At 69.9% G+C, this 13,599-nt stretch carries 9 protein-coding genes; 4 read left to right on the top strand and 5 right to left on the bottom strand.

Annotation, left to right across the window (positions count from 1 at the left end; all coding sequences use genetic code 11):
- Positions 1-2: 2 nt before the first annotated feature.
- From MBA17_RS22110 to MBA17_RS22100, 3 genes are all read right to left on the bottom strand, one after another.
- Positions 3-1,385: an ABC transporter permease gene (locus tag MBA17_RS22110; RefSeq protein ID WP_238498445.1), complete on the bottom strand. Its 1,383-nt coding sequence runs from the start codon at positions 1,383-1,385 to the stop codon at positions 3-5.
- 12 nt (positions 1,386-1,397) lie between these two features.
- Positions 1,398-2,723, bottom strand: coding sequence for an ABC transporter substrate-binding protein (locus MBA17_RS22105; protein ID WP_238498444.1), 1,326 nt, complete (start codon positions 2,721-2,723; stop codon positions 1,398-1,400).
- 101 nt (positions 2,724-2,824) lie between these two features.
- Positions 2,825-4,090: an ABC transporter substrate-binding protein gene (locus MBA17_RS22100; protein WP_238498443.1), complete on the bottom strand. Its 1,266-nt coding sequence runs from the start codon at positions 4,088-4,090 to the stop codon at positions 2,825-2,827.
- Positions 4,091-4,222: 132 nt separating this feature from the next.
- Between MBA17_RS22100 and MBA17_RS22095 the strand changes: the two genes are divergently transcribed.
- Genes MBA17_RS22095 through MBA17_RS22085 form a run of 3 tightly spaced genes read left to right on the top strand, consistent with a single transcriptional unit; the run spans position 4,223 to position 7,754 of the window.
- Complete coding sequence (locus tag MBA17_RS22095; RefSeq protein WP_238498442.1) at positions 4,223-4,729, top strand: PadR family transcriptional regulator; 507 nt, start codon at positions 4,223-4,225, stop codon at positions 4,727-4,729.
- Positions 4,726-5,478, top strand: coding sequence for an ABC transporter ATP-binding protein (locus MBA17_RS22090; RefSeq protein ID WP_238498441.1), 753 nt, complete (start codon positions 4,726-4,728; stop codon positions 5,476-5,478). Before MBA17_RS22095 ends, MBA17_RS22090 begins: the two co-directional genes overlap by 4 nt.
- Positions 5,475-7,754, top strand: a complete 2,280-nt coding sequence (locus MBA17_RS22085) for an FtsX-like permease family protein (RefSeq protein ID WP_238498440.1) — start codon at positions 5,475-5,477, stop codon at positions 7,752-7,754. Before MBA17_RS22090 ends, MBA17_RS22085 begins: the two co-directional genes overlap by 4 nt.
- A gap of 105 nt (positions 7,755-7,859) precedes the next feature.
- On the opposite strand, the gene treS is transcribed toward MBA17_RS22085, so the two are convergent.
- Together treS and MBA17_RS22075 are read right to left on the bottom strand one after the other, a co-directional pair.
- Positions 7,860-9,542, bottom strand: coding sequence for a maltose alpha-D-glucosyltransferase (gene treS, locus MBA17_RS22080; protein WP_238498439.1), 1,683 nt, complete (start codon positions 9,540-9,542; stop codon positions 7,860-7,862).
- Between the two features lie 292 nt (positions 9,543-9,834).
- Complete coding sequence (locus tag MBA17_RS22075) at positions 9,835-11,511, bottom strand: asparagine synthase-related protein (protein ID WP_238498438.1); 1,677 nt, start codon at positions 11,509-11,511, stop codon at positions 9,835-9,837.
- Positions 11,512-11,536: 25 nt separating this feature from the next.
- On the opposite strand from MBA17_RS22075, the gene MBA17_RS22070 reads away from it, so the two are divergent.
- The gene (locus MBA17_RS22070) at positions 11,537-13,459 is read left to right on the top strand and encodes a hypothetical protein (RefSeq protein WP_238498437.1); all 1,923 of its coding nucleotides are present in this window, start codon (positions 11,537-11,539) and stop codon (positions 13,457-13,459) included.
- Positions 13,460-13,599 lie beyond the last annotated feature (140 nt).

Below are 13,599 nucleotides of genomic sequence, written 5' to 3'. Positions count from 1 at the left end.
CATCACTGCTGCTCCCTTCTGAACCGCCGGATATTTATGATCATGAATGGCAGGACCAGCACCAGCAGGAAGATCGACAATGCTGAGCCGAGTCCCTGGTTGCCTCCGCCGCCGAAGGAGACCCGCCACATCTCCAGCGCGATCACGTTGGCCTGTGGCTGGACCGACCCGGGGGCGATGACGAAGACCAGGTCGAATACCTTTAACGTGTTGATGATCATCGTCACGAACACCACCACCAATACCGGCGAGAGCAGCGGTACGGTGATTTTCCGGAAGACCTGCCACTCGGTGGCCCCGTCGATGCGGGCGGCCTCCAGGGCGTCCCGCGGGATGGCTGCGAGCCCCGCCGCGATCAGCACCATCGCGAAGCCGGCCCACACCCAGATGAACGCGCCGATGATGGCCGGGGTGATCAGCGTCGGGCCGAGCCAGCTCACCCCGCCGAAGGACGCGGTGAAGTTGCTCTGCGGCAGTCGCATCACGTAGTCGCCGGCGGGCAGTCCGGCGAAGGTGAAGCTTCCGTCGGCCGCCGTCGTGGTGGTGCCCTTGACCGCGCCCTGTTGCACGGCCTCGACGGTCACCCCCGGCATGCCCTTCTCGTTGTCGTCGATCTTGCCGACGGCACCGCCTCCGCCGGGTGCGAAGTCGAGCCAGACCGTGCCGCCCACCCCGGGGCCGGTGACCGCCTTCGCGGTGACCGCGTCGGCGGGCAGGAGGTCGGGCTTGAGCCCGACGAGCGGCAGCAGAGCGGGCTGCCCCGCCTGGATGGGCTGCCGGGTGACGACTGCGCCGTTCTCAAGGGCGGGCGCGGCGTCGTTCTCCCTGGGCCGGGCGCCCGGGTAGCCCTGGCTGGAGTCGAAGACGTCGCCTACGGAGGTGATCACCGCGTTGGCGACGCCCTTGTCCGGGTCCTGCTCGTAGACCAGCCGGAAGATGACGCCGGAGGCCATCAGGGAGACGGCCATCGGCATGAACACGATCAGCTTGAACGCGGTCGCCCACTTGATGCGCTCGGTGAGCACCGCGAAGATCAGGCCGATCGTGGTCACCAGGATGGGGGCGATCACGACCCAGATCAGGTTGTTCCTGATCGTGGTGAGCATCGAGGCGTCGGTGAAGATCGCGGTGTAGTTGTCGGCGCCGACGAAGGTGTCGCCGGCGGAGTCGAAGAAACTGCGGAAGATGGAGAAGATGATCGGATAGATCACCATGGCGCCCAGCAGGATGAGCGCCGGCAGGAGGAACCAGAGCGCCATTCTCGGCGTTGGTCCCTGTGCGCCCTTCGCTGGGGGTGTGGTTGGCTGCGGCTCGGGGGAGGCCCCGCGGGCGGCGGACTTGCCGTCGCCGCGCGTGGCCTGCGGGCCGTCTGACCGGTCGGTCACGGCCTGATCCTCCTACTTCTTCCAGGCCTTGGTGGCCTCGGACTCCAGCTTCTCCTGGATGCCCTTGATGTCGGACGGGTCGCGCAGGAAGTCCTGGAGGTACTTCCATTCGCCCTTGCCGTCGGTGCCGCCGAACGCGCTGGGCGCGAGGTCGGACATGTCATACCGGACGGACTCCCCCGCGTCGATGATCGTCTGAGCGAGCTGCTGGGTCACCGGGCTCGGGTAGGTCGTGGCGGGGACGTTGCGGTTGGGCGAGAGGTAGCCGGGAAGCTTGGCCCAGACGGCGCCGCCCTCAGCCGAGGCGAGGTACTGCAGCAGCGCCATCGCGCCCTTAGACTCCTTCAGCGCCACCGCGATGTCGCCACCGAGCACCACGGGCTCGGTCTCCCCGGCCTTCGGGAACGGGAAGAACTTGGCGTCCTCGCCGACCTTCGCGCCGGACTCGGACGCCGAGGCGGCCACGAAGTCGGCCTCGATGATCATCGCGGCCTTCTTCTCGCCGTAGACCTTGGTCACGCAGGCCGGGAATTCGGTCTGCAGGGCCGTGGAGCTGCCGCCGAGCACGAACTCCTTCTTCCCGGTGATCTCCGCCATCTTCTCCAGCGCGGTGGTCACGGACGCGTCGGTCCACGGGATCTCGTGCTTGGAGAGCTTGTCGTAGTTCTCCGGGCCGGCGGTCGAGAGGTAGACGTTCTCGAACAGGTCGGTGAGCGTCCAGCCGGACGCGCCGCAGAACGAGAACGGCGGGGTGCCGGAGTCGGCGACGGTCTGCGCGGCGGTGAGGAGCGTCGCCCAGTCGGTCGGCGGCTGCACGCCGGCCTCCTCGAACGCCGGAGCGCGGTACCAGATCAGCGACTTGTGGGCCGCCTTCACCAGCACGCCGTAGACCTGGCCGTCGGCCGAGCCGAGTTCCTTCCAGTAGGGCGTGTAGTTCTTGTCGATCTCGGCCTGGACCTCCGACGCGAGCGGCTTGAGGGCCTTCTGCTCGGCGTACTGCTGGACGAGTCCCGGCTGCGGCAGGATCGCGATGTCCGGCGGGTTGCCGCCCTGGATCCGCGGGCCGAGGTAGGCGCCGGTGTCCTCGCCGGTGGAGGCGTAGGTCACCTTGGCGCCGGTCTTGTCCTGGAAGGCCTTCAGCACGGCCTCGAAGTTGGTCTGCTCCTCGCCGGTCCACTTCGCGGCGACCTCGAGGGTGACACCTTCGAGGGTCTTGGCGGCGGGGGCGCTGCTGGCGCCGTTGGCGGCCGGTGCCGGTTCGGCGGGGTCGGCGCCGCCGCACGCGGCGGTGACGATCGACAGCCCTGCGACGACCGCCAGGGCCTTGGCTTTACGCATAGTGCGTTCCTCCTGCGTTTCTAAGCCCCGAATGTGAGTTTTTTGGTGCAACGAACTGAGATGGGGATGACGGTCCGCCGCCGGAGAGGGATCGCCTCTCGCTAACGGGCCCGAATGATCTCGTTTAGTTCGGTTTTCAGGGAGGCGGCTATGTCGCCGCTCGACTCCTCGAAAGGGGGGGTGAGTGCCCGGGAGACCGCGCTGGCGATCGCCAGGCTCACCTGGTTGTAGTTTGCGGCCACCGGCCGGGGCTGGGCGTTGAGAATGCTCTGCTTCAGCACCGGCAGGTAGGGAAAACGTTTGATGAGGGCGGGATCGTCGTACAACTCCGCCCACACCGGCGGGAAGGAGCCGTCCGTCAGCACGCGGCGCTGGTTCTCCAGCCCGGTGAAGTAGCGGATGAAGGCCAGGGCCGACTTCTGCTTCTTGGAGTAGGCGCTGATCGCCAGGTTGTAACCGCCCAGCGAACTTGATCCCGGCCCGTCGATGCCCGGCAACCCGGTCACCGCGAACTTCCCCGCCATCGCCGACTGCGTGGCCGGGCCGTACGCGTGTGGCCAGTTGCGTGAGAACAGCAGCCGTCCCTCCTGGAAGGCCAGCCGCGACTCCTCCTCCTTGAAGGTGAGCGACTCGCGGGGGATCCAGCCCTCGCGGAGTCCGCGCACCAGGAAGTCGAGCCCGGCCTCGGCCTTGCCGACGTCCATCGTGACCTTGGCCCCGTCGGAGCTGATGATCTCTTTGCCGCCGGCCGACTGCACGGCCTCGGCGAAGTTGACGGTCAGTCCCTCGTAGGCGAGGTATTGACCGGCGTATCCGCCGACGTCGTATTTCGCGCTCAGTCTCTTCGCCTGCTCCCGCATCTCCGCCCAGGTCTTGGGCGGTTTGAGACCCTCCCTGCGGAGGAGGTCCTTGCGGTAGTAGAGCAGACCGGCGTTGCTGCTGTACGGCACCGCCCACAGCTTGCCCTGATAGACGGCCGTGTCCACGACGGGAGGCAGGAAGCGGTCGAGTGGGAACATCGCTCGCTCCAGCGGGATGATCCATCCCGCGTCGGCGAACTCGGCCGTCCGGATCACGTCGAGGGCGAGCACGTCGTAACGTTCGCTCTTCGCCTGGAGGTTGGCGACCATCTGGGCGCGCTGTTCGTCGGCGGCCTCGGGGAGTTCCAGCAGGGTGACCGGCTCTCCGGGGTGCGCCGCGTTCCAGCGGTCCAGCAGAGGCCGCAGGTAGGACGTGGTGTCCCGCCCGATGACGAGGGTGATCGGGCCGGTTCCGCCCGTTCCGACCTCTGGTGCGGCCTCTTCGCCCGGTCCCGTGCAGCCGGCCAGCAGCATGACTGCCAGCGTGACGGAGACAAGGCGATGCACGTTGATTCCTCCAGGTTCCAAGGTGGTTACATGCGTGTTAGGTAGATGCATTCATGTTATGCACAGCGGTAATGTGAGCGTCAACAGATGTTCCCGTAACGCATCCATAACGGGCTGTCGAGGAGGTGGGGCGTGCGGCTGTCGTTGCTGGCACTCCTCGCGAAGGAACCTGCACATGGCTACGAGCTCAAACAGGCACTTGAGCTGACCTTCGGCGATGCATACCCATCCCCGAACATCGGCCAGATCTACGTCACGCTCGGCAGGCTGGAGAAGGACGGCCTGGTCCGCGCGGTCGACGTGGAGCAGTCGAACCGGCCGAACAAGAAGGTCTACTACCTGACCGCGCTGGGCAGAGAGAAGCTCGAAGCCTGGGTCGACGAGCCGACGGAGGGCCCCAGGGTCCGTGACGACTTTTTCATGAAGCTCGTGCTCGCGCCGATGACCGGTATCGCCGACCGGATGGCGCTGATCAACCGCCAGCGGCGGCACTATCTTTCACTGATGCGAAGCCTCAACGAGCTGGCCGACGGCACGGACCAGGCCAACCGCGTGGCGCATCTGCTGATCGAAGGTGCCATGCTGCATCTTCAGGCAGATCTCGACTGGCTCGAACGCTGCCAGGAGGAGCTTCCGTGACCCCTAAGCAGCTGAGCACAGTGATCAAGACGGTCAACCTGGGCAAGATCTATCAGCAAGGCGCCGTGCCCGTGCCCGCCGTACGAGGGGTGGACCTGGAGATCGGGGCCGGGGAGTTCGTGGCCGTCACGGGGCCTTCCGGCTCCGGCAAGTCGACCCTGGTGCACATGCTCGGCGGGCTCGACAAGCCCTCCTCCGGCGAGATCTGGCTCGACGGCAGGCGGGTCGACACCCTGCGGGAGAGCGCCTGGGCGCTGCTGCGCAGGAAGAAAATCGGCTTCGTCTTCCAGTTCTTCAACCTGGTCGCGAACATGACCGTGGCCGACAACGTGGAACTTCCCGCGCTGCTGGCCGGGTCCAGTCCGAAGGAGGCCCGCGCGCGCAGGGAGTATCTCCTGGACGCGCTCGGGCTGACCGAGCGGTCCGACGCGCCGCCCTCGCAGCTCTCCGGCGGTGAGCAGCAGCGCGTGGCGCTCGCCCGCGCCCTGTCCAACCGGCCGAGCCTGCTGCTCGCCGACGAGCCGACGGGCAACCTCGACAGCCGCAACACCCGTGACGTGCTCCGCCTGCTGGGCGAGGTACACCGCGACGGTCAGACGATCGTGCTCGTCACCCACGAGGCGAGAGTGGCCAGCCTGGCCGACCGGGTGGTGTCGCTGCTCGACGGTCAGGTCATCGACGACGGCACGATCGCCGTCCCCCGCCGCCGCTCAAGGGGCGGGGCGGGAGACGTGGTCGAGCTGCGATGAGCACGGTGCGCGCCTCCGCCAGGTGGATCAAGGCCGATCTGCGGGCGCGGCGGGGACAGGCGTTGCTGGCCGTCCTCGCGGTCGCCGGCATCGTCACCGCGCTGATCACCTCGGCCACGCTTCTCGAAGACAGCACCAACCCGTGGCGCGGCCTGTTCACCCAGACCGACGGCGCCCACGTGTGGATCCACGCCAAGCAGAGCCCCGACCCTGCCGGGCTGGCCGCGCTGCCCGGCGTGACGGGCGTGGCCGGGCCGTACCGCAGCGCGCCCGTCACGCTCGCCCAGGACGGCAGGAAGGCGCCGGTGGCGCTCAGGGCGCTGCCGGTGGACCCGCCCGAGATCGCGCACCCCGTGGTGCGCGAGGGGCGCTGGCTCGACCGCGCCGACCTCGACGGCGTGGTGGTCGAGCGGTCCTTCGCGCGGGCGTCCGGGCTCCGGCTGGGCAGCCCGTTCACGGTGACCGCGCTGAACGGCACCCGCCACGTGCTGGCCGTCGCCGGCATCGCCGAGACCGCGGAGCAGGGCTTCTATCCCGAGTGGACCCCCGGCCTGGCCTGGGCGCTGCCCGAGACTCTCGACCGGGTGGAGCCCGCGGTCGGGCTCAGCGAGTCGGTCATCGGCCTGCGGCTGGATGATCCGGAGGCCACCCGCCTGGTCGTGCAGGGCGCGGTCACCCTGCTCGACGAACGGATCCAGCGCATCTCGACGTGGCGCGAGGTACGCGCCTCCATGGAGCTCGACAACCGGCTGCTCGGCCTGCTCCTGGCGCTGTTCGGAGTCGTCGGCCTGATCGCCGCGGCGCTCGCCATCGCCAACGTGGTCGGCGGCCGGGTGCTCACCCAGTCGCGCGACTTCGCCACGCTGAAGTCGCTCGGCCTCACCCGGGGCCAGGTCATGGGCATGCTGCTGGTCGAGCACGGATCGCTGGGCCTGGCCGGCGTCGGGGCGGGGCTGGTCTGCGGCCAGTTCGTGACCATGCTCGCGCTGGACGGCGGCGCGGGGCTGCCGCTGTCCCCGATGCCCACGGCGGCGATCGCGGTCGGCACGGCGGCCGTGGTGCTGGTCGCGGTGGCGCTGCCCGCCTGGCGCGGCGGCCGGACCCCGCCGATCCCCGCCGCCCCCGCCATGCCGCCGCGCGGCCACCTGTCCCGGATGGCCAGGCTGGCCCTGCTCGTACGGCTGCCGCCCGCGCTGGTGCTGGGCGCCCGTGACGCGTTCACCCGCAGGCTGCCCGCGTTCCTGACGACGTTCGGCGTCGCGGTGCCGATGATGATGATCACGATCGGGCTGGGCTGCTGGGCCACGCTGGACAACTTCCTCAGCCATCCCGAGCAGGTCGGCCAGGCGGCGGCGCTGACCGTGAAGCCCGGCAGGCTGCCCGCCAGCGACGCGGAGAGGCTGATCAGGGCCGACCCCGGGGTGACGGCGTTCTACCCGGGCACCGAGGTGGACGCCCTCGAACCGGAGCAGACCAGGACCGTGCCGGCGCGGGCGATCGGCACCTCGGCCGAGCCGTACCCGTTCGTGGTCGTGGACGGGCGCGGTTACGCGGAACGAGGTGAGGCGGTCGCCGGGCAGGGGCTGCTCGACCTGCTGGAGGTGGAGATCGGCGACCGGGTGCGGGTCACCGTCGGCGGCACCCCGCTGATCCTGCGCATCGTGGGCCGGGTCGTGGAGCCGGACAAGGACGGCGAGGTGCTGTCCTTCGGGATCGACAGCCTCTCCGCCAAGGACGCCCTGCCGCCGGAGTTCTACAGCCTCGTGGTGAAGCCGGGAGTCGACGCCGAGGAGGTCAGGACCAGGCTGCTGGCCGCCTCCGGGCAGAACCTGGAGGTCGCGCGGGTGGTCAACCCGGCCGAGCGGCTGGCCGTGATCCGGGTGGTGATCGTCGCGCTGGTCGTGGTGCTCGCGCTGATCGGGCTGGCCAACCTGCTCACCGCGAGCGCGCTGGGCCTGCGCGACCACGCGCTCGACCTCGCCGTGCTCAAGGCGATGGGGCTGACCCCGAGGCAGGTGGCCGCGACGCTGGTGACGGGCACCGGGGTGCTCGTGGTGATCGGCGTGGTCACGGGCGTCCTGGCCGGGGCCTCGCTCTCCAACGGCATCATCAACCTGCAGGGGCACACCAGCGGGGTGGGCGCGGGCATCGCGCGCGCCCCGTCGGCGGTGACCCTGCTGGTGGCGGTGCTGGTCGCGGTGGGCGCGGCCCTGCTGGTCGCGCTGATCCCGGCGCGACGGGCGGCTCGTGCCCGGGTGCCCGTCGCGATCAGGTGACCGCGATCAGGTGGCGTGATCAGGTGACCGCGGCCGGGGGCCGCGATCTGGTGGCGTGATCAGATGACCGCGGTCGGGGGACCGCGGTCATCTGGGGGCGGAGGTCTAGCGGATGGAGAACCAGAAGAAGCCGTGGCCCGGCAGGGTGAGCATGTAGGGCAGCTCACCGATCACCGGGAACGGCACCCCGCCGCGGCACTCCACGGGGGTTCTGCCGACGAAGCGCCGCAGGTCGAGTTCGACCGGCTGGGGATACTTCGACAGGTTGTTGACGCACAGCATCCGGTCCTCGCCGTCCTCGCGGACGAAGGTCAGCACGGCCGGGTTCGACGACCACAGCTCGCTGTAGACGCCGGTGCCGAAGACGGGGTGCTGGCGGCGGATCTCCAGCATCTTCCTGGTGAAGTGCAGCAGTGAGGCCGGGTTCTTCTGCTGCGCCTCGACGTTGACCGCCTGGAACCCGTAGATCGGGTCCATCACGGTCGGCAGGTAGAGCCGGCCCGGGTCGGCGAGGGAGAATCCGGCGTTCCGGTCGGGGCTCCACTGCATCGGGGTGCGGACCGAGTCGCGGTCCTCCAGCCAGATGTTGTCGCCCATCCCGATCTCGTCGCCGTAGTACATGACGGGGGAGCCGGGCAGTGACAGCAGCAGGGCGGTGAACAGCTCGATCTGGTCCCTGTCGTTCTCCAGCAGCGGGGCCAGCCGCCGCCTGATGCCGAGGTAGGCGCGCATCCGCGGGTCCTTGGCGTACTCCGCGTGCATGTAGTCGCGTTCCTCGTCGGTGACCGTCTCCAGGGTCAGCTCGTCGTGGTTGCGGAGGAAGATGCCCCACTGGGCCTTCTCGGGGAGCTTGGGGGTGCGCGACATGATCTCGGAGATCGGCTCGCGGGTGCCGCGCCGTACGGCCATGAAGATGCGGGGCATGAGCGGGAAGTGGAAGGCCATGTGGCATTCGTCACCTCCCGTGGTGGGGTCGCCGAAGTACTCGACGACGTCCTCGGGCCAGCCGTTGGCCTCGGCGAGCAGCACCCGGTCGGGGTAGAGCCTGTCGATCTCGGCCCGCACCTTGCGCAGGTAGGCGTGGGTCTCGGGCAGGCCGCTGCAGGAGGTGCCCTCACGCTCGAAGAGGTACGGCACGGCGTCCAGGCGGAAGCCGTCGATGCCGAGGTCCAGCCAGAAGCGGAGCACTTCCAGCATCGCGTCCTGGACGGCGGGGTTGTCGTAGTTGAGATCGGGCTGGTGGTGGAAGAAACGGTGCCAGTAGTACTGCTTTCGCACCGGGTCATAGGTCCAGTTCGACTCTTCGGCCCCGACGAAGATGATCGGCGCGTCGGGGAAGCCCTCGGGGTGGTCGGACCACACGTAGAAGTCGCCGAAAGGGCCTTCCGGATCATGACGGGACGCCTGGAACCAGGGATGCCGATCACTTGTGTGATTCATCACGAGATCGGTGATGATGCGAAGCCCACGCTCGTGGGCGGACTCGATCAGCTGGACGAAGTCCCCAAGATCCCCAAAATCCGGAAGAATCTTCATATAGTCCGCGATGTCATACCCGCCGTCGCGCAGCGGCGAGTCGTAGAGCGGCAGCAGCCACAGGCAGTCGACGCCGAGCCACTGCAGGTAGTCCAGCTTCTCGATGAGACCAGGCAGGTCTCCCGTGCCGTCTCCGTTGGAGTCCTTGAACCCACGGACGAGCACCTCGTAGAACACCGCACGCTTGTACCACTGCGGATCGGCAGAGACAAAGTCCTCTGAAACCGGTTCCGAGCAGGGGGATGTCGTCATCGTCTCTCGCTCACAGTGAAGGAAAAGGGCAAAACGAAGTCACCGGACTCGGCCGGCTGCTGATGTTGGGTGAGCACGCCGCCCGGAGTCGTCATCCCCACGAACTCCATGCCCTCGGGACCGAATTTGTGATTCAGGCCCGTCCTTTAGCGTGCTTTCGTCCGAACACTACCAGCGGATCGCGGCTTCCGAAGCACGATAATCAGGGTGCATCGACGGAACCGGAGATCATTCGCGGGTTGGGCCCGTAATTGGCCTGTTACCTTCAGCACACGTGACCGAAACCTGGAGGTCAGCCGCCTGATCGCCAGGGCGGAGTGAGGTCGCCGAGGGCGCCCTCGTGGTCCGTCAGCCAGCCGCCGAACAGCACCAGCCCGCGCAGCCAGAAGCGGTCGTTCCACCCGTTGAAACGGGCGAGCGCGTCCGGCCCCTGCGCCACGACCGCGTGCAGTTCGTCCGAGAGCAGACTCGGCACCTCCCGGGCCACCCGCGTCAGCAGACGATGGCCGTGCTCCCTGGCGGGCGCGGCGGTCGAGCGCAGCGGCACCCGCTGGAGCGGCTGCTTGATCACATTGGTCGACGGCAGCGCGGCCACCCGCGGATTGGCCGTGTGCAACACCTCACGGTAGAAACGGCCCTTGTCCTTACGGGCCACCCCGACGGACAGCGCCGCGTCGAAGAAGTCGGGGTGGATGAACGGCGCCGCGAAGGACGCCTCGGGGCCGACCAGGTTGACCGGGGAGCGGGCGATGCCCCGCACGGTCCTGGTGTGCAGCACCGACAGGGGCAGCTCGGCGCGGTGACCGTGCAGCATCGAGGTCGACTGGGCGAACCCGGACCGGACGGTGTCGCCGATCCAGGCCGCCGCCTCCTCGGAGAGGAACGGCGTGGAGGGGGCGCCGAGGGAGAGCGACCTGAGCACGGCCGCCTGGCGCTCGGCCGCGGAGGCGGCGTGCAGGGCGTCCCCGCTGACCATGAAGTTCTTCAGCAGCGGGCCGCCGGCCAGGCCGTCCACCAGCGTCCGCCCGGCCCGCTGCACCTGGCGCGCGAACGGGGCGTACCACGCGTGGTGCGGCGTGAGGTACTCCAGCCTGCGGGCCACCGCGTCGGCGTCGTCGGGATAGGCCGCCGCGTCCTGGGCGATCACGCGGTGCCGTACGCCCAGTTCCCTGGTGATCGCGCGGGCGAAGGCGATGTCGGTGTCGGTGCCGTCGTCGGGGCTGGTCGTCCACGACTCCACGTCGGCGCCCCTGGCCACGGCCACCGAGCACAGCAGCCGCGAGTCGTAGCCGCCGCTGACCGGCACGAGCAGCGGCCGGTCGTCGAACTCCTTGTAGACCTCGTGCAGGATCGCCAGGATCTCCCCGGCGCTCCGCCCCGCCTCGTACGGCTCCTCGCGCACCCAGCGCGGCAGCCGCCGGTCGGTGGCGACCCGCCCCGTGGCGCGGTCGTAGACCAGCGCGCTCGCCCCCGCCAGCCGCTTGACCCCGGCGTACGGCGTGTCGTCCCGCAGCGGGAAGGTGACCTGCACGATCGACGCCCACGCCGCCCAGTCGATCTCGTACGGCCCGCGGACCAGGGCGAGCAGCGGTCGCAGCAGCGAGGAGAAGTAGACCGCCTCGGGCGTCGTCACGTAGTAGACGTCGACCAGGCCGAGCCCGCCCGCGTGCAGGGTGACCCGCTCGCCGTCGTCGATCAGCCCGGGAGTCTCGTACGTCTCCGCGACGGAGATCCAGCTCGCGGTCACCTGCGGTCTGCGCTCCCCCCAGGCGAAGGCGTAGTCGCGGTCACGCCGGTGGTAGGGGGGCAGCGGGCCGGTGCTGAACAGCGCCGCGCCGGGCACTTCCAGTGCCGCCCGGACCCTCGGCCCGGCGGTTCTCAGCTCCTCCAGCCGAACCCGGTCGAAGTCGCCGATCGCGCCGCACACGTACGGCCGCACGGTGAAGGCCGGCCACTCGCCGTTGCGCACGGTCAAACTCCTCTATGTCGCGTATATGCAGAGGGTATCCTTTTGCACCGCCGACAAATCGGAGGACGACGTGGCGGGCGAGCAACTCGAGGGAACCCGGCGGGCATTGCGGGACGCCATCGCGCAGGCGGAGCGGGCCGCGGAACTCGCGCGGCTCCTGGACGCCGCCCAGGCCAAAGTGGCCGAGGCCGAACACGCGACGGCGGATCTGCGGGAAGCGGAGAAACGGCTGCACGCCTGCGAGCGCGAGCTCCAGGACGCCCGTGCCGGCGAGGACAAACTCCGTCGCGACCTGGCGGAACAGCGTTACCAGACCGAGGTCGCGCGGTGGAAGCTCTCCTCCATGGAGGTGGCCCGCTGGTCCCGCCTCGGCGACGCGCTCAAGACGGGCAAGAGCAACCCGGTACGGCTGGCCCGCGGCCTCCGCGGCGCGGCCAGGTCCGCCAAGCGGCCCGTCGCGCCCAAGCGCCAGCCGGTGCCGTCCGCCGCGCCGGAGAAACAGCAGGCCCCCGGAGCCGCTTTCCAGGCGCGCTCCTCGGTCCGGACCATCGAGGGCGCCTCGTTCAAGCTCAAGCCCTTCCGGGTGCCGACCGGGCCCAACACCCGGCCGCATCTGACCGTCGCCGCCGTCGTCGACCCGCACGCCGAGGCGCTGCTCCGCTACGAGTGGCGGCAGACGGTCGGCTTCACACCGCGCGACTTCGCCCGGGTGCTCCCGCAGGAGACGCCTCACCTGCTCCTGGTGGAGTCGGTCACCGAGGGGCCGTGGGCCCAGGAGGTGACCGGTGAGCCGGGGGAGGGGCTGCGCGATCTGCTCGCCTGGTGCGCCGAGCGCGGCATCCGCACCCTCTTCTGGCACACCTCGGGCGAGGTCGCCGACTACCAGGCGACCGCCGCGCTGTTCGAGCACGTCGTGACCGCCTCCCATGAGGCGCTGCACGTCTGGCGTTCGGTCCACCCGCGCGCCGGGCTGCTGCCGCTGGCCGTCCAGCCGCGCGTCCACAACCCCATCCCGCTGGCCGGGGACCGCTTCGACCGGATCCTCAGCCTCGACGAGCTGCTCCCGGCCCACCTGTCGTATCCGGACGTGCTGACCTCCTACCGCTGGCCCAAGGGGGTCACCTGCCCGCCGAGCACCGCGACCTGGCGGCTGGCCGAGATCGCCGCGTGCGGCACGCCGATCGGCAGCCTGCCCGACGACCGTCGGGCGCACGCCGGGGTCCGCAACGCCTACGCCGGCGGCACGATGACCGAACGGGTCGACGACCTGCTGGAACTGATCGGCCTGCCCGCCGCCAGGGCGACGCTGAACATCTCGGTGGTCATCCCCATGGGCGGCGGCGACGTCGACCGGATGCTCGCCCAGGTGGCCAGGCAGTCGGGGGTCGGCCAGGTCGTGCTGGTGGCGCCGGAGCCGGAGATCGCGGGCAAACGGGCGCGCGACCTGCTCGCCGCCGACGTGGTGGCCCGCGCCGCCGACCCCGGCCTGAGCACCGGCGGCATGCTCGACCGCGCCCTCGACCTGTGCGAGGGCGACCTGGTCGCGGTGATGGACCCGCGAGACGTGTACGGCGAGCACTACCTGGCCGACCTCAGCAGGGCGTTCCTCTTCGCCACCGCCGACATCGTCGGCAAGGCGTCCTACTACGCCTACCTGCGGGACGCCGGCGCGACGGTCCTCCGCCAGCCCGGCGCGGACTACTCCTACCTGCCGGAGGTCGCCGGTGGCACGCTGCTCGCCCGCCGCGGGGTGCTGCGCGGGCTGGGCATCGCCGACCTGTCCGACGGGTGGGACGAGGTCCTCATGCGGCAGTGCCGCGCCGACAAGATCAAGGTCTTCTCCGCCGACCGGTTCGGCTACGTGCGGGTGCGCGACGAGGACGCGGACCTGCTCGGCTCGGCTCGCCTCGTCGGCTACGGCGAGGCGGAACCGCACGCGATGGCGTGAACGGCGGCTCGCCGGAGCGGCCCCCGGCCGTCACACCGGGACGGGACGGGCGCGGCGGCTCGTCGGGGGCGCGGCCTGCCGTGCCGCTCCGGCGACTCGCCGCCAGGCGGGGGTACGGCTCGCGGTGGATCGCCGTGGTG

The organism is Dolomitihabitans soli (genome assembly GCF_022213955.1).
Taxonomy (GTDB): Bacteria; Actinomycetota; Actinomycetes; order Streptosporangiales; family Streptosporangiaceae; genus Streptosporangium_A; species Streptosporangium_A soli.
The sequence above is the reverse complement of the archived record's forward strand: the minus strand, read 5'-3'. Positions and strand labels throughout refer to the sequence as shown.

Coding starts and splice junctions, on each gene's coding strand:
- MBA17_RS22105 (WP_238498444.1), bottom strand. CDS start 2,723: ATGCGTAAAGCCAAGGCCCTGGCGGTCGTCGCAGGGCTGTCGATCGTC.
- MBA17_RS22085 (WP_238498440.1), top strand. CDS start 5,475: ATGAGCACGGTGCGCGCCTCCGCCAGGTGGATCAAGGCCGATCTGCGG.
- treS (WP_238498439.1), bottom strand. CDS start 9,542: ATGACGACATCCCCCTGCTCGGAACCGGTTTCAGAGGACTTTGTCTCT.
- MBA17_RS22070 (WP_238498437.1), top strand. CDS start 11,537: ATGCAGAGGGTATCCTTTTGCACCGCCGACAAATCGGAGGACGACGTG.